The following is a 20,254-nucleotide window of genomic DNA, read 5'->3' on the forward strand; positions in this document are numbered from 1 at the left end:
CGTTCGATGTTGTTTTTTGGGTGTGTGGATAAAAGAATAACTTTGTGGAAAAACTTAGCTCAAAAAATTGAAAAAATATAAGATTTATAATTATATAATATGTTGCTTTTCAGCTGCTAAATGAGTCCTGCAAATTTTCTAAAACTTGGTAAAAGTCATTTTTCCGCTTGTAAAATTTTTTATTGCCATGTTGAAATTGTCCAATTTTTGGCAAGGAATAAAAATTTTGCAGGATTTCAATAAGACGTATCATTTGGAGACCAGACGCTCAATTTTATTTTTTAGAAGTGTGCCAAATAGCTTTAACAATTTATTTTGATTTGAGGTTGTACTCTAAAGTAGTTTTAGTTATGTGGAATCTCTTTAAATATTTTCAACAACAAAAGCTGAGAAAGTATTATACAAAACTCAGACTTGATGCGCTTGAAGCCCAGAAAAATGGAGATATAAAAAGATCGCTGGCATTAAATGCCATGGCTGACAAGCTTATGAGCAATGTAATTTACAGTTAGAGGTTCAAGTTCTTTAAAATATCCTCTACAAATTCACGGGAGTTGGATAATCTGGGCACTTTATTCTGACCGCCCAGTTTACCTCTCTGTTTCATCCACTTATAAAAAGTCCCTTGGGGTACTGAATGAATAATCGGTTCCTGAAGTGCTATATCCTTGTATCGTTTTGCCTCGTAGTCGGAATTTACAACTTTAAGCTCTTCATCTAATATTTGGGAAAACTGGTGTAAATCCTTTGGTGACTGAGAAAATTCAATAACCCATTCATGTCGACCATTTTTGTTACCTTCAAAAAATACCGGAGCTGCAGTGAAATTGCTCACAATTGAGCTGGTTTTCATGCCTGCTTTGGAAACTGCTGTTTCTGCATTCTCAACCATTAGTTCTTCTCCAAAAGCATTGATGAAATGTTTGGTTCTCCCTGTGATTTTTATCCTATAAGGAGCAAGGGAAGTAAATTTTACAGTGTCACCAATTTTATATCTCCACAAACCTGCATTGGTAGAAATTACCATGGCATAGCTCTTATTCAGCTCAACCTCATGTAAGGAATAGCTTTTAGGAAATTCATCGTCCTGGTGGTCAATGTCTATAAATTCATAGTAAATTCCATAATCCAGCATTAGCAGCAATTCATCAGATCCTTTCTGATCCTGTATTCCAAAGAATCCTTCCGATGCGGTGTAGGTTTCCATGTAGTCTACATGAGAAGCAGGGAAGAAGTTTTTGAATATTTCTCTATATGGAGAGAAAGCTACAGCGCCATGATAGAAAACTTCAAAATTCGGCCATATCTCAAGCATGTTCTTTTTGCCGGTAAGCTCAAGTATCCTGTTTAGAAGCACAATTGTCCATGTCGGTACCCCACTGATACAAGTCACATTTTCGTTTAGAGTTGCTTTGGCCATTTTCTCAATTTTCTGTTCCCATTCGTCCATCAGGGCAATATTGAGATCAGGCGTTCTTGAATATTGGGCCCACATAGGAAGATTGGCCATGATAACAGCAGAAACATCACCATAAAATGAGTCCTTCCACTTGGGATTTTTATAATAAGAACCTCCTATAGCAAGATTTTTTCCATTAAATAGTCTGCTGGCAGGGTTATTACTAAAAAAAAGGCAGAGTAGGTCTTTCCCGCCTTTATAGTGACAATTGTACAATGCTTCTTTGGAAACAGGTATAAATTTACTTTTGGCATTGGTCGTCCCGGATGATTTTGAGAACCAGGAGATTTTAGTTGGCCAAAGAATATTCTGTTCACCCTGCATCATGCGGTCTATGTAGGGAAACAAAGATTCATAAGGTGATACAGGTACAGTATTTTTAAATTTTTCAATAGACTGAATGGAGCTATAACCAAACTTTTTCCCCCATTCAGTATTTTTTCCTTTTCGGATAAGGTCAAAAAATAACTGCTCCTGAATCTCATGAGGATTTTTCATAAAGCGCTCAATATGGCCAATACGCCTCTTGAGAATATTCTTCATTATAAGATTCAGAATCATTCTTTAAATCTTTCTTTTCAATTCGAAATGTTTTCCAAGATAAACTCTTCTAACTTGCTCATCGGCAGCAAGTTCTTCCGCAGTGCCTGATTTCAGAATCTTTCCTTCAAATAAAAGATAAGCTCTGTCTGTAATGGAAAGTGTTTCGTTTACATTGTGATCAGTAATAAGTATACCGATATTTTTATTCTTAAGTTTAGCAACTATTGATTGTATCTCTTCAACTGCAATAGGGTCTACTCCTGCAAATGGCTCATCCAGTAGCACAAACTTCGGATCTACGGCCAGTGCGCGGGCTATTTCTGTTCTTCTTCTTTCTCCTCCCGAAAGAACCATACCTATATTTTTTCTCACATGGTTCAGGCTGAATTCGTCCAGAAGTTCCTGAAGTTTATTCTTTTGTTCGGTTTTGGAAAGTTTAGTCATTTCCAGAACTGCCATGATATTTTCCTCCACTGTAAGTGTTCTGAAAACTGAGGCTTCCTGGGCAAGATAGCCTACACCTCTCTTTGCTCTTTGGTACATTGGAAGTTTGGTTATTTCCTCATCTTCCAGAAAAATTTTACCTTCATTAGGCTTTATTAGGCCTACTATCATGTAAAATGAAGTGGTTTTTCCAGCTCCGTTAGGTCCCAGCAGTCCCACAATTTCTCCTTGATTAACTTCTACCGAAACGTTGTTAACTACTGTCCTGGCTTTATATCTTTTAATTAAATGTTCAGCTCTGAGTATCATCTCTGATTATATAACAAAATAAAAGTAAGACCCTCTTTTAATTAGTGACAAATTTTATATCCTTTATGAATAATTGCAAAGATTTTTTACCATTAAATTCATTTTCGTAAATATGGTAACAAATATTAAAAGGTTCTCCCTTCGAAATTCTTTTAAACGGTTCCACCATGTTAAAACCAATTGCTTCAATTGCATTAAAACCGTCTTGGGAAATTCTCAGTTTAAGGTGCTGATCTTTCAGCAATCTTGCTGAGCCATCGTCTCTGACATTTTCCGAAATAAAGACAGGATCCATGTTCCCTGGTCCGAATGGTGCTAATTGTTTCAGAATATTGTAAAACTTCTGATTAATCTGAGATAACTCTATTTTTAGATCGACATCCAGTTTGGGTATTAAATCTTCCTGACGTATATCGCAGGAAACAACCTGTTCAAATCTTTCCTGAAACGCTTTGATATTCTCAAGCTTCATTGTAAGTCCGGCGGCATAAGTGTGTCCTCCAAACTGTTCAAGTAGATCAGAGCATTTAGCGATTGCTTCATAGACATCAAATCCGTCTACTGATCTTGCAGATCCTGTAGCCATACCATTGTTCTCTGTAAGAATAATGGTTGGCCTGTAAAACTTCTCAATGCATCTGGACGCCACTATACCTATAACACCTTTATGCCAGTCATTTTTGAAAAGGACAGTTGATTTTGAATCCAATGCCACTTCTTCCTGAATCATTCTAATCGCCTCATCAGTGATATTCAGGTCAAAATCCTTCCTTACTTTGTTCTTTTCATTAATCTTTTCTGCCAGGAGATCTGCTTCATCCTGGTCCTTGGCAATAAGTAAGTGAACTGCATGTTTGGCATGTGCAATTCTTCCTGCTGCATTTATTCTCGGTCCAAGTCCGAAGACGATATTGTTGATTGTAAGTTCTTTTGATACGCCGGAAATATCTATGAGCGCTTTCATCCCTGGACGTGGAGACTCGTTCAATACCTTTAAACCATGGTAGGTTAATATCCTGTTTTCACCAGTAATAGGTACTATGTCGGAAGCAATACTTACTGCAAGTAGGTCAAGAAAACTAAAGAGCAGTTCTTCTTCCAGCCCTAAGTCTATACATAGCGCCTGCATTAACTTAAAGCCAACACCGCAGCCAGATAGTTCCTTATAAGGATAATTACAGTCAGCTCTTTTCGGGTCCAGGACAGCACAGGCCATGGGAAGCATATCACCGGGCTTGTGATGGTCGCACACTATAAAATCTATTCCCAACTCTGCAGCATATGATATTTCATTTAATGATTTAATGCCACAGTCGAGACTGATAATGAGGGAAAAGCCATTCTCAAGGGCCCAGTCTATACCGGTTTTTGAAATGCCATACCCTTCTTTGTATCTGTCAGGAATATAAAATTCAAGGTTTTCATAGTAGTTGCTGAGAAAGCCATAGACAAGAGTTACAGAGGTAGTGCCATCGACATCATAATCACCGTAAATAAGGATTTTTTCTTCATTATCCATGGCTTCGCAAAGCCTTGACACTGCTTTGTCCATATCTTCCATAAGATATGGATCATGGAGATTTTCCAGAGAAGGTCTGAAGAAATCCCTGGCTTCTTCAAATGTATTAATTCCTCTTTGAATGAGCAGAGAAGCAAGGGAAGCGTTGATATTAATCGCCTGTGATAATGACTCAATGTTTTGAGCCGAGGGAACATGTTTAAATACCCAACGCTTTTCCATAAAGCATACAAATTATAAAAAAATAGCGACTTTTTTATAAAAAATGGATGATATGGGCAAATATTCCGGGTTTATTACCTGAAAGGCATTAATTAATCACCTTCTTCCAGCAAATCAGGAGTCTCAAGGTATTTAATATCTCCGACTGCTTTACCTGCTATTCCCTTAATGGAGCCGTACATATCTACTGTATTATGAAGGACTTTTTCCAGTTGTTTTTCCCTTTCTTTCCAAAGTTTTTGAGTAACGAGTTTTTCTTTTGCAAGAGCTTCCTGCATGGAAGAAAAGCCTTCAACAATTGCTTCCATCTGCTGACGGAATTCATTTCCGGTGAGATAATCGTAAAGCATTTGCATTTTATCTCCCTTATTTTCCTGTGACAATTTTACTTCTGTCAATTTGATAAGGGTATCTCTGAGAATCATCGCAACTCCTTTCACTTCATTGAAAGAGCAAACCCAGACGCCGTCCCGCAGGCCAAACTTTTCCATATCCTTGGGCATAGTTTCTGTTACAAGGACAGCCAGATCCGCTTTTTGTCCGCGAAGGTCTCCTTTCAGTTTTTCAATCCAGCCATCGCTGAAAGCCTTTGTCCGCTTACTTTCATAGATAATTTTTCCGCAATCTTTTCCTGAAGAGTTTCTTACTGTTTGAATTACGTCAGCTCCTCTTACCCCTTTTCCAACTTCTTCTACTAGGTCAAATGGAAAAACCTCCCTGAGCATTCCTTCAAGGACTACTTCCTGTGCTTCACCTTGCAATTGCATAGAGCCTTGTTCTGCCTTTCTTTTCATCTCATCAATCTGCTTTCTCAAAGAATCCAGTTGCATATCTTTTTCTTTGATCTTCAGTTGATTGTTTTCATCCATCCTTTTGCGGATGTCCTCTTCCATATCCTTGGCCTTATTGAGAAATCTTTTTTCCATTTCCAGCTCAAGTTCTTCCTTTTGATCGTTCAGCTCCTTTTCTTTTTTTAGCAGCTCAAGTTCTTTGGTTTTCAGTTCGCGGTTTTCTTTCTTCCGCTCTTCAACTTCCTCTTGTAAATTCTTGAGCTGAAGTTCGAAGTCTTCTTTTACTTTACCTTTGAGCTGATCCTCCAATTCTTTGGTTTTGCTCAAAAGCTTTTTCTCCAACTCCAGTTCAAGCTCATCGCTTTTCTCTTTCAGTTCTTTTTCTTTTTTCAAAAGATCGAGTTCCTTAGTTTTCAACTCACGGTTTTCTTTTTTGCGTTCCTCGATTTCTTCCTGCATCGTTTTAAGTTGCATTTCAAAATCCTCTTTCACCTTTCCTTTGAGCTGTTCTTCTATTTTCTGTTTCTCCAGAATCAGTGTTTTTTTCAGCTGAGCCTCCTGATCTTCCCGTTCCTTGAGCAGCTTGGCCTGATAAGCACGAAGTTTATTCTCTTTTTCGGCAAGTTCCGCTTCTTTTTGTTTCTGGATTTTTTCAAAATCCTGTTTTAGTTTTTCCTCTATATGACTGGCAAGCGCCTCCTCTACATTGAAATGATGGGCGCATTTAGGGCAGGTAATTTTATTTTCCACTAGAAAATTCTTGAAGTATTTTTAAAGATAATAAATATGTAGCGGAAGGCGAAAAGGGTAGTTAAAGTTTTAAATAGATATATAAAGACAAGGTCTTAAATATCAATAGGTTTGCGGGATGTAGGTTGATTGGTGCTTTTAAAAATTCACCGAAAAATCATGGTAATAAAGGAGTTAAAAAAAGATTTTTGCCGGGCGTTATGAAGGGCGTCTGCTTTACAAATTTCGATAAAAAAAGCTGATTCGAAAGAATCAGCCTTACTTCAATAATTAATTACATACTAAATGAATTTTATAACACACCTTCAAGCACATCTTTAATTGGTACTCTTTCGCCATTTTTATAAGCGACGATCCAGGCATCTTTCACACCCATATCCCTTAGTGCCTTTTTAAATGTGTTAGCTTCCCAATAATCAGCAAAGTTGCCTAGTGTATATTTTTTTATTCCGTCTTTATCTACTTCGCCACTGAAGTTCGGATTGTTGTCAAAATATTTTGACAGATCTTTGTTTCTGAAAGAGCCTACCTGCACTTTAAAAACGACACCAGGTACGGTTTTGGATTTTGCACTTCCAGCTCCTCCTCCTGATTGAAGACTTTTTTTAAGCTGCTCTATTTCTTTATTTTTGGCGTCCACTTCAGATTTCAAACTGGCAGTTTGAGAGACTTGGGCTGATAAAGCATCTTTTTCTTCAACAAGCTTTTTGTACTCCATTGGAGTAAGAGATTTCAGTTTTTTAGCCCATTCTTTTTCAGTTTCTTTATCAGATTGGGCATATCCGGCACAAAATGTCAGAAACATTAACAATCCGAACACATGAGCGCTCTTTTTCATGGTAGTAGCTATTTAATAATGTTTTTAGAGTATCCTGTTTTTATAATTGCCGACAGGAAACCCTAAAATATTATTTAAGGCTTCCTATCATGTCTTTTGCGTTAACCCAGCTTGTAAATTGCTCGTCAGTCAATAGCTGCAGTTCTATGGCTGCCTCTCTTAAGGTTTTGTTTTCTTTATGAGCTTTTTTTGCAATTTTAGCAGCATTTTCATAGCCGATATGTGTGTTAAGAGCGGTTACCAGCATCAACGAATTTTCAAGATTTTTATTGATGAAAGGTAAGTTTGGCTCAATACCGACTGCGCAATTTTTGTTGAAACTATCGGCAGCATCTCCGATTAGTTTAGCCGACATCAGCAAATTGAAGATTATTACGGGTTTGAAAACATTTAGTTCGAAATGTCCTTGCATTCCACCGACAGAAATTGCAGCATCATTTCCAATAACTTGTGCACAAACCATTGTAAGCGCCTCAGACTGAGTCGGATTTACCTTTCCTGGCATGATTGAAGAACCTGGCTCATTTTCAGGAATTAATAATTCTCCGATACCGCATCTTGGTCCTGAAGCAAGTAGTCTGATATCATTTCCTATTTTCATCAAACTTACGGCAAGTTTTTTCAACGCTCCTGAAGTACCTACTGCTGCATCGTGAGCTGCCAGCGCCTCAAATTTGTTAGGGGCGGTTTTGAAAGGATGACCTGTTAGTTGGGAAATTTTCTTTGCAACAAGTTCAGAATATCCTTTGGGAGTATTTAGCCCTGTTCCTACAGCTGTTCCTCCAAGTGCAAGCTCGGAAAGGTGATCCAGCGTAGATTGAAGGGTTTTAATACCATGATCCAATTGAGCCACATAACCTGAAAATTCATTTCCAAGTGTAAGGGGAGTAGCATCCATTAAGTGTGTACGGCCTATTTTTACTACTTCTGCAAAAGCCTTTGCTTTAGCGTCAAGCGTATCTCTGAGAGACTTTACCTTTGGAATTGTTTCTTCAACAATCAGCTTATATGCTGCAATTGACATTGCAGTCGGGAAGGTATCATTAGATGACTGAGATTTATTAACATCATCGTTCGGGTGGATTTTTTTCTTTTCGTCTTCAAGTTTACCTCCAAGAAGTACATGAGCTCTGTTTCCTATTACTTCATTAACATTCATGTTAGACTGGGTTCCTGAACCTGTCTGCCATACCACCAAAGGAAACTGGTCATCAAGTTTTCCATCCAGAATCTCCTCACATACTTTGCTGATTATCTCAGCTTTGTCCGAAGATAGAACACCAAGTTCAAGGTTAGTTTGTGCTGCCGCTTTCTTCAAAATGGCAAATGCTCTGATCACTTCAGTAGGCATTAACTGGCCACCAATGGTGAAGTTCTCTTTTGATCTTTGTGTTTGTGCTCCCCAATATTTGTCTGCCGGAACTTGTACCGGCCCCATAGTGTCTTTTTCGATCCTGAAGCTCATAGAATATTTTAGTTTTTTAGTAGTTACTGTATTGTGAACAATATTACAAAATATATCAAAATACCTCTAGCTCGATATTGCAATATTTAATGTCGGATTTGGGATTTTTCCAAATTTTTCCACAATATGGTCCTGTGTTGAATAAGTGGTATCTTTGAATATAAGATTATGGCCAAAGTAAAATCCTCGTTTTTTTGTCAGAGTTGTGGTGCCCAGTCTGCCAAGTGGGTCGGAAAATGTCCTTCCTGTGGAGAGTGGAATACCTATGTGGAAGAGCTTATTCAAAAAGAGGAAAAGCAATCCTGGAAATCTTCTTCTTCTACAAAAGTTGCCAACAAGCCGAAACCCATCAATGAAGTTGCTTATGATCAGGAAGAACGCATTTATACCAATGACGGAGAATTAAACAGAGTATTGGGAGGAGGCATTGTCCCGGGCTCTTTGGTGCTGATCGGTGGTGAACCGGGCATCGGCAAATCGACGCTCATGCTTCAGATTGCATTAAGTCTTGTTGAGCACAAGGTATTGTATGTTTCAGGAGAGGAGAGTGAGCAACAAACCAAAATGCGTGCAGAAAGACTTGGTATAAAATCCAATAACTGTTATGTGCTTACAGAAACATCCACTCAGAATATCTTCAAACAGATTGAGATATTGGAACCGGATGTTTTGGTTGTAGACTCTATTCAAACTTTACATTCATCTTTTATAGACTCCAGTGCAGGAAGCATTTCGCAGGTCAGGGAATGTACTGCGGAGTTGTTAAAGTTTGCTAAAGAGTCAGGTACTCCTGTTTTTCTTATAGGTCATATTACGAAGGAAGGAACTATTGCCGGGCCTAAGATACTGGAACATATGGTGGATACTGTTCTGCAATTTGAAGGTGATCGCCATATGGCCTATAGAATCATGCGTACGACAAAGAATCGTTTCGGATCTACTTCTGAACTGGGGATCTACGAAATGTCGGGGGCTGGATTAAAGGAGGTCTCCAATCCTTCTCAGATACTCCTTTCACAAAGGGAGGAGGTTTTGAGTGGAATAACGATAGGAGCAACTCTCGAAGGGAATCGACCTTTGCTGATAGAGGTACAGTCTCTTGTAAGTCCGGCAACATATGGAACACCTCAAAGAAGTTCTACCGGGTTTGATGCGAAAAGATTGAACATGTTATTGGCTGTACTTGAAAAAAGAGGTGGACTCAGACTTGGCGCTCAGGATGTGTTCCTGAATATTGCAGGTGGACTAAAGATTGAAGATCCTGCAATAGATTTATCGGTATGTGCATCCATTATATCTTCGTTTAAAGATCTCGCCATTCCACAGACAGTTTGTTTTGCCGGTGAAGTAGGACTGGGAGGGGAAATAAGAGCGGTAAACAGAATAGAACAAAGAATTTCTGAAGCTGAAAAATTAGGTTTTAAAGATATATTTATTTCAAAGTATAATAAGAAGGGACTGGATACGTCAAAGTTTAAAGTTAACATTCATGCTGCTGCCAGACTGGATGAAGTGTTTGATTCTTTAATGAATTAAGCTGGATTTAAAAAAAATCTCATCGGGCGTTTAACGGATTGTAAATGGATAAAGTCCTGGATCAATTGTATTAAGGTCCTTTTGCAATTGATTGAAATACTCTTGCATTAGTTTTATATAACTCTGCATTTGTATTTCTATCTGTACTTTTCTATCGGTCTCTCTTTCTCTTATCCACTGAACTGCCATAACTTTAGCTCTAACTCCTGCCTTATAATATTTGTAGAATAAAAAAAGCAAATATTCCTCGGGACTCCTTATTGCAGAATTAAATACATTATAATATTCCAGAATCAATTTACCAAAGTCTTTTCTATCATAACTGTCAAGGTCCATGGAAAGAAAAGCCAGTTCTTCCATTATATCTATTTGTCTCAGTGAATCATCAAATTCTATACAATCAAACAATACAGGTTTATCAAGGAGGAAGATGTTTCCGGTATGAAGATCGCCATGGCAATCTCTGATAAATCCCTGATTCATTCTGGATTCGAGAAATTCTTTAAAGTGTAGAATAAACCGAAGGCAGTAGTTGGTGCTAATGTCAATAAAGTCTTTACTGACTGGATCAATTTTATTAAATACTGTGGAATAGTTGAGTATGTCTTTGGTTTTATTCTTAATAAGGTCGCTTTGATTATTTATAATTAAAGGCTTTGATGATAAATGGAATTCCGCAATAGCTTCCGCAATTTTGCGAATATCACTTTCTGCTATCTCATTTTTTAAAAGAAGGTTGTTTAATTCTTTTCCTTCAGGAAGCCGTCTCATCTCAACTGCATAATCAATGATTTCACCATTTTCTCCACCTATTTGGAAGTACCCATTGTGTATTCTTACAGGTTGAACATTGATATAGATGTCTGATGAGAACCTTTGATTTAATAAGAACTCTTTTTCACAATAGAATTTTCGATTTTGTAACGATGAAAAATTTAGGAATGAAGTTGCAACAGGCCTTTTGATTTTAAATGCTTTTTTCTCCGAAAAAAGAATCCAGGAAATGGAGGTTTCAGTAACAGAAAGTGGTCTGGAATGATCAGGGAAAATTATACTACCTAATTGTTCCTTTTCCATAGAAAGATCACTTTTTATTTTATGTATTCAACTGCTTTGAAAAGCATTAGGTTAATATCAGTCTTTGAAGAGTCAAGTTCCAGGAATTCAGTCTCGGGTAATTCAAACTGTTCTTTCATTTTCAGATATACTGAGTAATCAGCATCGCTGAACGCTCTTTGGGATGAGACTCTATGTTTTATATCCTCTTCACTCGCACTGATAATAATAATCTTGCAATTGGTTTTATGTTGAGCACATTCTTTGCAAAACGATTTTCTTAATTCATCTTTAAAAAAAGTCGCATCCAGTATAACATCGGTTTTTTCAGATAATAAAGAGTTCAGCCTAATTTTCATTTCCTCATAAACCGCTTCCTTCTCCTCTTTTGAGTATGTTGGGTTGCTAATTAATTCCTTTCTTATAATATCACTTGAGAGATATTTGGCCTTGATGAGCTTAGATAATTTTTCCGCAAAGAATGATTTACCGGAACCAGGAAGGCCGGAAACAATTATGACCATAAGGATGAAACTGAAAGACTGTTAAAAGGTTGAGAAAAAAGTATGAGTGAAAAAATTACCTCTTTATAAATCGTCCGGTTGTATTAACTATTTTTCCTTTAATACTTAAAAAGTAAAGTCCAGGATGGATGTTGGAAACAGGTATTTCGAACTGACTTGTACCATTGTTAAAAGTAATAAAAACTTCTTTGATTAATACTCCTAAAGAATTGTATATGAGAACTTGTGCCTCATCCGGAACACTTGATTTCAATGATAATTGCAGTGTACCTTCTACTGGATTAGGAGTTATAGTGAGCTTAAGTTGCTCCTGATCAATAAATTGTAGATGAGCATGTTGAGGAATGAGAGATGAGTTATAAGTATCATTAGCGTCCATATATCTTTCAGACAAGCTGAAGCCGTGCCTGTGCATCAGGAGAAAGAAGAAAAAAAATGTGACGTATTTCATGAACCTCATTTGGCAAATTTAAGCTTTAGAAACGATTATTGAATCGTTTGTCTGCAAATTTTGTAAATAGGTCTTAATTATTGAAATTCTCTGTCAATAATCATTATAATGATTTTATCCTCGGCAAAGTGGCATTGTCATGCAATGAGGACCACCTCTGGCCCTTGATAATTCTGCTGATGGAAGATTAATGATCGTATTCTGAATGTCTTCCTGACAAATCTTTCCACTTCTCAATTCCTGAAGTAATTCGGAAGCATTGAAAATCTGATATCCCGCCTCTTGTAGTGCCTTATTTGTTTTCAGGTTCCTGTCATATGTAAATGCAACGCCTTCACGGACAGTGAATAAATTGCAGCCATCTGTCCATTGTTCTCTTTCTTCAAAGGGAGCCTTGCCTTCTCCGCATAGTATAAATTGCCAGTCTGGATAAATATCTTTTAATATGGAACTTAAGCTCTTTGCAACTAAAGGCCTCTGACTATTGGCGGAATAATGCTGTATTTTCATTTTTCCCTCCTGCATGATTAAAGGAGCAAAAACCACACTTTGATTTCTTTTTGACATGGTAAAGACGGTGTCCAGGTGCATACAAAATCTTAGAGGTGGAAGGTTTACAACAGTTATTTCACCGACTATTTTATGAGCGAAAATTTTCCTGATTATTCTCTCAACAGCCATCTCAGAAGTTCTTTCGCTTATTCCTATCAATAAATGATTTTCATTTACCAACATTACATCTCCTCCTTCCACAGAGAATACTCCAAGATGGCCATTATTATTTTCAACCAGCTCCTCTATACTGTCTGAGATTCCGAATAGCTTGTTACTTTTGTTTAAAGCTGAAAATAATGGATGGTAGTTAAATACAAAGTAGGAAAGTACAGATTCCCTTGAGCGAGCCCTCTTGGAAGCTTGTGCTATCAAAAGATGGTTGTTGATAACTGTTCCCAGATCTCTTGTAAAAATGAGATTAGGTAGAGGTAAGAAAATTGAGATTTCTTTTTTATTATGATATACTCCTGATATTAGTGTATTGGCTAATACTTTCGGCTCTGAATTGATCAGGAATTGTTTGATCCTGTCATCACAATGCTCAAGCCTGCAAACTATAGTTACAAGCTCTTTCTTTATAGCATCTTGATCAAGTATATCACTGAGAAGGTTTGAGAAATCGTGTACATTTTTTTCACCTATAAAATGACCAAGTAAATTTGTAAAGACCTGGTGTTCCTCTATCATTTTAGGAAGATAGACGATGTCTTCATATAGAAGATCCACAGCCCTAGATGGTGTTACTTTTTCAATTCCTTCATCAGGCCTATGGATCAGAACTGATTTAAGAGGTCCGATGTCAGAAGTGACACGAATTATAGAGTTTTCTTTATCCTTAACATGGCCCAGGTCAAATCGCATAAAATAAAGTTTTAGTTGAGAAGATAAGGTTAATAAACCATCATCTTCATACAAAATACACTTCCACCAGATTTAATAAATTCTGAAGTATCCAATTCAATAACTTCAAATCCTTTTTTTACCAGGTGGTGAAAAGTAATAATACCTCCTTTTTGCATAAGCGCAACTTTTTTCCCTGTAATCTGGTCATTAATAATATGAGCATTCAGAGAAAAGTTTAATGATGCTTCATGTACAGGTATGGCTATAACTTCACGAAACATTTTTTTTATTGTTTTCAAACCTTCGGTTGTAAAAGCCTCCGCACAAATCAAAACAGTTTCTTCATCCAAAGGTAAAAAACAGGTATCAAGGTGATAGAAATTCTCATTAATGAGTTCAAGGGCTATGATAGGCACGTTCAAAAGTTGTGCAATTTCATCATAGGCGCTTTTTTCTGAGCGAAAGCCGTACCCTCCATATAGAAGCATTTTACCATAATGAGGAATGAGGTCACCCATTCCCTCAAAAAGTGTAGTTTTTTCCAGTTTATTAATTTTGTATCCCTCATCCCGGAAAAACTCTTCAAAATAAGGCACCTCTTTCTGCCTGGAGCAGTGTCTCATTTTACTAAGAATTACTTCTTTTCTTCCGGTTTCATCTCTCCATGGGAAAGTCTGATTGGCGGCAAATACCATGTCTTCACAACCAGGAACACCCGAAATTACATTTACAGACTCAAGAATACCCAGCTCTGCAAGTCGCAGATATTCATTACGAACATTCTCCCACTGACTTATCGCCAGTTTTTTGTCCATATTTCCAAGACCTTTTTCCATATGTGGATTTTTGATATCTATGATATCAAAGTATTCCGGACTTGCCATAAGTACTTTTCTTGGCTCCACCCTCGGTGGAATTTCATCAATAGAAAAGTGTAAATTGTGATCGTAAACTTTTTTTTGAGTGTAAATCATAATTGAGCTCCTCCTTTGATTTAAAACGTATTTTAAAAGTGTTGAGTTTTAGATCTGTTTGATTTAAATCAATGAACAGTTTCCCTAAACAAAAGTTTTAACCTTACATTATCAACGAAAATGATCAGAACTATTGTAAATCAGAATTATTGGATAGTACTTTTTATTTTGTGTTCCTGCAATGGACCGCAAAAAGATACAACAGGGAATGAGGAAAAAAAAGAAACTTTTCAGGTAGGCTCGGAAGCCTGTATTGATTCTTCAAAAATTAATACAGAAACTGCTTGCATAGAAATTTATGATCCTGTTTGTGGTTGCGATGGTAAAAATTATTCAAATACCTGTTATGCTGAGAAGGCTGGAGTAACAAAATTTGTTAAGGGGGAATGCAGATAAAAAAAGTCTTGACCTGAAATGTATCAGGTCAAACTTCTATTTTTTTTTCGACTCTTTCTGAATAGTCAGAACTATATCCCTTTTTTTTAGATATATGCTCCAAATGCCCTGAAATTCAGATGTTGATTTTTCTTTTGTTTGATCAGATAGGGCGATACATTGTGTGGATACCATTATTGGAGACATATAAACAAATAGGGTATCATTTATAGCTTGAAGATTGGGTTTCATTTCCAACTTATTTTCTTTGTTGTATTTGTAAGCATCTAAAAGCTGAGCTTCTATTTCGGATAATATGATTTTGCTTTTAAAATTAGTATCTATCCTGTTGATTTTGAATACATCAATTGCATTTGCCAGGGAATCAAGGTTATGAATTGACGAATAATTGCAAGCGAGAACTGCTTCTTCTGTTTTTTTCTCTTTAGCAAGAGCTTCAGATCGTCTTTTCGAAGATTCAATTATTTTCTTGACAGCTTCTTCACCGGTTTTATTGGCCAGGTCAAAAATTTCTGATTCAGTAACTCTCACGATTTTTCGGTTTTGAAGCTCGTCAGAAATACCTTTGGTGTCCACAGAATTCTCATTGCAGGCTGAAAAAATTCCTATAAACAGGGCAGAAATCGCAAATAATTTGATTTTCATGGGACAAAACCCCCTCTTTTTGTGTTTGAATACAGTCACTTTCTATTCTTAGATTTTATTATCTTTGCAAACGCAAATTTCTAAAAAAACATGATTGATAAGCTCGAGGCCATTAAAAAAAGATTTGAGGAGGTTTCTGAACTAATAATTCAGCCTGAGGCAATGGCAGATATGAAAAAATATTCTGCACTGGGAAAAGAATACAAGGAACTTGAGAAGATAGTGCAGGTCTACCAAAAATATAAAGGAATTCTGGATAATATCGAAAGCGCCAAAAAAGTACTTGAAACGGAAAAAGATCCTGATTTCAGAGAAATGGCGAAGGTTGAGCTCGATGAACTGGTTCCGGAAAAGGATAAGATGGAAGAGGTTGTGAAAGAGATGCTTATCCCTAAAGACCCTAATGATAGTAAGAACGTTATTCTTGAGATCCGTGCCGGTACCGGCGGTGACGAAGCTGCTATTTTCGCAGGAGATTTACATAGAATGTATCAGCGTCTGGCTGAGATTATGGGCTGGAAACTTGAACTTCTGGATTATACAGAAGGTACTTCAGGTGGTTACAAAGAGATCATCTGCACAGTTTCCGGAGAGGATGTGTATGGTAAACTGAAGTTCGAATCCGGAGTACACAGGGTACAGAGAGTGCCGGCAACAGAAACTCAGGGTCGTGTGCACACTTCAGCTGCAACTGTAGTTGCTCTGCCAGAAGTTGAGGATGTAGAAATCGATATCAATATGAATGATATCAGAAAAGATACTTTTTGCTCTTCCGGTCCTGGCGGTCAGTCAGTAAACACCACTTACTCAGCAATTCGTCTTACCCACATTCCGACAGGTGTGGTGGTACAGTGTCAGGATGAAAAATCTCAGATCAAGAACTTCGATAAAGCCCTTAAGGTACTGCGTTCAAGATTATATGAGATTGAACTTCAAAAGCAAAATGAAGAGATCGGTGCTCAGAGAAAATCTTTGGTTGGAAGTGGTGACAGGTCAGATAAAATCAGAACGTACAACTATCCTCAGGGTCGTGTAACCGACCACAGAATAGGTTATACTGTTTATAATCTTCCTGTTGTAATGGATGGGCATATTGAGGATTTTATAGAGCAGCTTCGTATTGCTGAAAATGCTGAAAGGCTGAAAGAAGGAGTTAAATAATCTTTATAAATAAATTAATTTCAACGTTGGATTTTGATATGATTTTTTCAAAATCCAACGTTATATTTTTTAAAGTTTTATCCTGAGAGAATGAAGAATACTTTTATCTGTATTTTGTGTTTTTTGTGCTTTTTGTGCTTTTTGTTGTGCTGTAAAAAGGCAGATGAAAAATTAACTTCAGATCCTTCCGCAAAATTATCTTTTTCAAGTGATACCATTTTTTTTGATACACTTTTTACTTCTGTTCCAAATATTACCAAAAGACTGCTGGTTTACAATCACAGTAAAAATGCAGTTAAAGTGAGTCATATTTCCCTTGAAGGACTTGCAAATTCTCCATATTCACTGATTATAAATGGTAAAAAATCATTTTCTGATTCAAATGTCGAAATACGGGGAAAAGACAGCATTTATATACTCATCTCTGTTCTGCTAAGGCCAACGGATACTACAAATGCTTATATCGTTTCAGATAAAATTCTTTTTAATACTAATGGAAACATTCAGTCTGTCGTTTTAGAAAGTTTTGCTCAGAATGCCAACTTTTTTGTAAATGCTCAAACAGGTTGTGATACAGTATGGACTGCCGGAAAACCTTTTGTAATTTATAACCAACTTACCATTCCTGAGGGCTGTAAACTCACAGTTGAAAAAGGAGTAAAGGTGCTGTTTCATAACGCTGCTACTTTGAAAGTTGAAGGAACTTTGATTGTTAATGGGGAGAAGGGGAATGAAGTGTTGTTTGGTTCGGATAAAAGAGGGAAAATTTATGAAGATCAGCCGGGGCAATGGTCGGGCATTCAATTTACGTCCAAAAGTATAAATAACAGAATCAATTTTTCCATAATAGAAAATGCTGATATAGGTATCAGTCAGGAAGAAATATCTGATAATGATACCATACCCGAACTAATATTTTCCAATTCTATTTTAAGGAATATGAAAAATGAAGGACTATCTCTGGCTGCAGATTCTTACTTGTGGAATGATCTTACTTATAATATATTAGGTAATAACATACTTTCAAAGGGAAAAGAAACTGTTTACATACGACATTCTACCATTGCAGGCTATTCATTTTCATTTTTCAGAGATTTTCCATTATTGGACTTTTCAAAATCCAGTGGAAAAACAAGAATTGAGAACAGTATCATTTGGGGAGACAGGAGCAATGAAGTGGCATCAGGTGGAGATTTTATTGTAAGCAATTCTATTATTAGAAATTTTCAGCCCGTCCCAGGCAATAATAATATTTCAAAAGATCCTCAGTTTAAAAGCCCCTTTCGCCTGGATTTTCGTCCTGATAACCTTTCACCGGCGATAGATGCAGGCCTAAGTTTGGGTATATCAAAAGACCTTGACGACAAAAACCGGGACGAAAAACCGGATTTAGGCGCCTATGAAAAGTGATATGCTTCAAATTCAAGAATGATTTAATTACTTTATTAAGGTCAGATTACGGTTACATAATCAGTAATTTTTAGCTTAAAAGGCATCTTGAATCCAGAAATTCTTTGTTCCTAACGCACTTTAAGTTAATTTTGATAATTATATCAAATAATCAAAAACTCTTTCATGGAAACTACAATAATATCTGCCTTAAGGGATAATCAAATCTTTGATCTAATCGCCCGCGAAAAAAGAAGACAGGAGAGTGGTGTTGAACTTATTGCTTCTGAGAATTTTACCTCTCGTCAGGTGATGGAAGCTATGGGTAGCGTATTAACAAACAAATATGCAGAAGGCCTGCCAGGTAAAAGATACTATGGCGGATGCGAAATTGTAGACCTTTCAGAGCAATTGGCTATTGACAGACTAAAGAAATTATTTAAAGTTGAATGGGCCAACGTTCAGCCACATTCCGGTGCACAGGCAAATATGGCTGTATTCCTTGCCTGCCTTACTCCTGGAGATACAATACTTGGATTTGACCTTTCTCACGGCGGCCACCTTTCTCATGGTTCACCGGTTAACTTTTCCGGTAAATACTTCAAACCAGTATTTTATGGTGTTGAAAAAGAAACTGGAATAATTAATCTTGATAAAGTTGAAGAAATAGCCTTAAGAGAGAAACCAAAATTGATCGTTTGTGGCGCTTCTGCATATTCGAGAGACTGGGATTACAAACGTTTCAGGGAGATCGCAGATAAAGTAGGTGCTGTATTGCTTGCTGATATTGCCCACCCTGCCGGTCTGATAGCTAAAGGATTATTGAACGATCCTGTTCCTCATTGTCATTTTGTTACCTCGACTACACACAAAACTCTTAGAGGTCCAAGAGGTGGTATCATTATGATGGGCAAAGATTTTGAAAATCCAATGGGTCTTAAAACTCCTAAAGGTGAGATCAGAATGATGTCTAACGTTATGGATATGGCTGTTTTCCCGGGAGTACAAGGTGGTCCGCTTGAGCATGTGATTGCTGCAAAAGCTGTTTCTTTCTTTGAGGCGCTATCAGATGATTATCTTGATTATGCTAAGCAGGTTAAGAAAAATGCTCAGGTTATGGCTGACGCATTTAAAAAGAGAGGATATGAAATCATTTCAGGAGGCACTGATAATCACCTGATGCTTATCGACCTCAGATCTAAAGGCCTTACAGGTAAATTTGCAGAGAATACTCTTATTCAGGCGGATATTACAATAAACAAAAACATGGTTCCGTTTGATGACAAATCTCCGTTTGTTACTTCCGGAATGAGAGTTGGTACAGCTGCTGTTACTACCAGAGGTATGAAAGAAGCCGATATGGAAAAAATCGTTGATCTGATTGACACAGTATTGATGAGCAATGAAGATCAAAAGGTTATTCAAAAGGTGAAAAAAGACATCAATCACTGGATGGAAGATTTTCCTCTATACGTATAAAAATTAATTTGTGGCAAAAGCTCAGCATAAAGAGATGTCATTTCTTGACCACCTTGAGGAGTTGAGGTGGCATCTCATTAGATCGTTAATTTCAATTGTTGTATTCTCTTTGGTTGCGTTTCTGGCAAAGGATTTCATCTTTCAGACTATTATCCTTGGACCGTCCAAAACAGATTTCTGGACATATCAAATGTTATGCAAGCTTGGTCCGGATTTGTGTATTGAAAAGATGAATTTCTCTCTTCAAAACAGAACTCTTGGAGGGCAGTTTACAATGCACATCAATGCAGCATTTGTAATAGGACTTATTCTTGCTTTTCCTTATACATTCTGGGAAATCTGGAGCTTTATTAAACCAGGATTGTATATAAAAGAGCAAACTGCAGCAAGCGGTCTACTGTTCTATGTAACGCTTTTGTTTATCTCCGGTGTGCTTTTTGGTTACTACATCGTTTCTCCGATGTCCATTAACTTTCTTGCAAATTATACTCTGGATCCAAGTATTGAAAATAACTTTGACCTGGCATCATATATTTCTACCCTTACCATGATGGTTCTCGGTAGCGGTTTGATGTTCCAGTTGCCTGTAGCTGTATTTATACTTTCGAAGCTGGGCGTCATGACTCCCGACTTTATGAAAGCTTACAGAAGGCATGCCATTGTTGTTATTTTAGTAGTTGCAGCTATCATCACTCCTCCTGATGTTCTTAGTCAGGTCGTAATTTCTCTGCCTCTTTTTGTGCTGTATGAATTAAGTATCTTTATCTCTGCCAGTGTAAACAAGAAGAGAAAGAAAAAAGAAGAAATGCAAGAGCTGACATATTCTTAGGACTTATCAAGTCCTGCTTTATATAAAGCAGGACTTTCATTTTTATCCAATATTAGATCATTAAAATTTACAAACT

The 20,254-nt window shown here is 37.1% G+C and carries 19 protein-coding genes; 7 read left to right on the forward strand and 12 right to left on the reverse strand.

All coding sequences use genetic code 11. From position 1 onward, the window contains the following. Positions 1 to 350 precede the first annotated feature (350 nt). Entirely contained in the window at positions 351 to 512 is a 162-nt protein-coding gene (locus MYP_RS26235; protein ID WP_156140778.1) for a DUF6435 family protein, read from the forward strand. On the opposite strand, the gene MYP_RS21340 is transcribed toward MYP_RS26235, so the two are convergent. From MYP_RS21340 to fumC, 6 genes are all read right to left on the reverse strand, one after another. After that, on the reverse strand, positions 509 to 2,020 hold the full coding sequence (locus MYP_RS21340; protein ID WP_231570080.1) for a GH3 auxin-responsive promoter family protein: 1,512 nt from the start codon (positions 2,018 to 2,020) through the stop codon (positions 509 to 511). The genes MYP_RS26235 and MYP_RS21340 overlap by 4 nt on opposite strands. 3 nt (positions 2,021 to 2,023) lie before the next feature. Further along, positions 2,024 to 2,755, reverse strand: a complete 732-nt coding sequence (gene lptB, locus MYP_RS21345) for an LPS export ABC transporter ATP-binding protein (RefSeq protein ID WP_045468088.1) — start codon at positions 2,753 to 2,755, stop codon at positions 2,024 to 2,026. Between the two features lie 37 nt (positions 2,756 to 2,792). Then, on the reverse strand, positions 2,793 to 4,496 hold the full coding sequence (gene recJ, locus MYP_RS21350; RefSeq protein ID WP_045468091.1) for a single-stranded-DNA-specific exonuclease RecJ: 1,704 nt from the start codon (positions 4,494 to 4,496) through the stop codon (positions 2,793 to 2,795). Between the two features lie 92 nt (positions 4,497 to 4,588). After that, on the reverse strand, positions 4,589 to 6,037 hold the full coding sequence (locus MYP_RS21355) for a DUF2130 domain-containing protein (protein WP_052430419.1): 1,449 nt from the start codon (positions 6,035 to 6,037) through the stop codon (positions 4,589 to 4,591). 292 nt (positions 6,038 to 6,329) lie between these two features. Beyond that, positions 6,330 to 6,875, reverse strand: coding sequence for an SPOR domain-containing protein (locus MYP_RS21360; protein ID WP_045468094.1), 546 nt, complete (start codon positions 6,873 to 6,875; stop codon positions 6,330 to 6,332). Between the two features lie 70 nt (positions 6,876 to 6,945). Then, a complete protein-coding gene (fumC, locus tag MYP_RS21365; RefSeq protein ID WP_045468097.1) occupies positions 6,946 to 8,340 on the reverse strand; it encodes a class II fumarate hydratase in 1,395 nt (464 codons plus the stop codon). 168 nt (positions 8,341 to 8,508) lie between these two features. Here fumC and radA point away from each other — a divergent pair, with 168 nt between their 5' ends. After that, positions 8,509 to 9,876, forward strand: coding sequence for a DNA repair protein RadA (gene radA / locus MYP_RS21370; RefSeq protein WP_045468100.1), 1,368 nt, complete (start codon positions 8,509 to 8,511; stop codon positions 9,874 to 9,876). 30 nt (positions 9,877 to 9,906) lie between these two features. Here radA and MYP_RS21375 read toward each other — a convergent pair whose 3' ends face one another. From MYP_RS21375 to MYP_RS21395, 5 genes are all read right to left on the reverse strand, one after another. Next, a complete protein-coding gene (locus tag MYP_RS21375) occupies positions 9,907 to 10,953 on the reverse strand; it encodes a hypothetical protein (RefSeq protein ID WP_045468103.1) in 1,047 nt (348 codons plus the stop codon). A 14-nt stretch (positions 10,954 to 10,967) separates the two neighbouring features. Next, on the reverse strand, positions 10,968 to 11,456 hold the full coding sequence (locus MYP_RS21380) for an AAA family ATPase (RefSeq protein ID WP_045468106.1): 489 nt from the start codon (positions 11,454 to 11,456) through the stop codon (positions 10,968 to 10,970). A gap of 55 nt (positions 11,457 to 11,511) precedes the next feature. Further along, a complete protein-coding gene (locus MYP_RS21385) occupies positions 11,512 to 11,916 on the reverse strand; it encodes a T9SS type A sorting domain-containing protein (protein ID WP_081990631.1) in 405 nt (134 codons plus the stop codon). A 105-nt stretch (positions 11,917 to 12,021) separates the two neighbouring features. Beyond that, positions 12,022 to 13,323 (reverse strand): arginine deiminase family protein, encoded by a 1,302-nt coding sequence (locus tag MYP_RS21390; protein WP_156140779.1) that lies wholly within the window; start codon positions 13,321 to 13,323, stop codon positions 12,022 to 12,024. A gap of 29 nt (positions 13,324 to 13,352) precedes the next feature. Beyond that, the gene (locus MYP_RS21395; protein WP_045468112.1) at positions 13,353 to 14,279 is read right to left on the reverse strand and encodes a dimethylarginine dimethylaminohydrolase family protein; all 927 of its coding nucleotides are present in this window, start codon (positions 14,277 to 14,279) and stop codon (positions 13,353 to 13,355) included. A 120-nt stretch (positions 14,280 to 14,399) separates the two neighbouring features. Here MYP_RS21395 and MYP_RS21400 point away from each other — a divergent pair, with 120 nt between their 5' ends. Then, complete coding sequence (locus MYP_RS21400) at positions 14,400 to 14,675, forward strand: hypothetical protein (protein WP_081990632.1); 276 nt, start codon at positions 14,400 to 14,402, stop codon at positions 14,673 to 14,675. A gap of 36 nt (positions 14,676 to 14,711) precedes the next feature. Here MYP_RS21400 and MYP_RS21405 read toward each other — a convergent pair whose 3' ends face one another. Further along, positions 14,712 to 15,320, reverse strand: coding sequence for a hypothetical protein (locus MYP_RS21405; RefSeq protein ID WP_045468115.1), 609 nt, complete (start codon positions 15,318 to 15,320; stop codon positions 14,712 to 14,714). A gap of 90 nt (positions 15,321 to 15,410) precedes the next feature. Between MYP_RS21405 and prfA the strand changes: the two genes are divergently transcribed. The 4 genes from prfA (at position 15,411) to tatC (ending at position 20,178) form a co-directional block, all read left to right on the forward strand. Continuing rightward, positions 15,411 to 16,481 carry a peptide chain release factor 1 gene (gene prfA, locus MYP_RS21410; RefSeq protein WP_045468117.1) on the forward strand — a complete coding sequence of 357 codons (1,071 nt, stop codon included), beginning with the start codon at positions 15,411 to 15,413 and terminating at the stop codon, positions 16,479 to 16,481. A gap of 141 nt (positions 16,482 to 16,622) precedes the next feature. Beyond that, positions 16,623 to 17,891, forward strand: coding sequence for a hypothetical protein (locus MYP_RS21415; RefSeq protein ID WP_156140780.1), 1,269 nt, complete (start codon positions 16,623 to 16,625; stop codon positions 17,889 to 17,891). Between the two features lie 165 nt (positions 17,892 to 18,056). After that, on the forward strand, positions 18,057 to 19,349 hold the full coding sequence (glyA, locus tag MYP_RS21420; protein WP_045468122.1) for a serine hydroxymethyltransferase: 1,293 nt from the start codon (positions 18,057 to 18,059) through the stop codon (positions 19,347 to 19,349). Positions 19,350 to 19,359: 10 nt separating this feature from the next. Continuing rightward, positions 19,360 to 20,178 carry a twin-arginine translocase subunit TatC gene (tatC, locus tag MYP_RS21425; protein ID WP_370568892.1) on the forward strand — a complete coding sequence of 273 codons (819 nt, stop codon included), beginning with the start codon at positions 19,360 to 19,362 and terminating at the stop codon, positions 20,176 to 20,178. Positions 20,179 to 20,254: the final 76 nt, after the last annotated feature.

Origin of the sequence: Sporocytophaga myxococcoides, assembly GCF_000775915.1 — a bacterium.
GTDB classification, from domain to species: domain Bacteria; phylum Bacteroidota; class Bacteroidia; order Cytophagales; family Cytophagaceae; genus Sporocytophaga; species Sporocytophaga myxococcoides_A.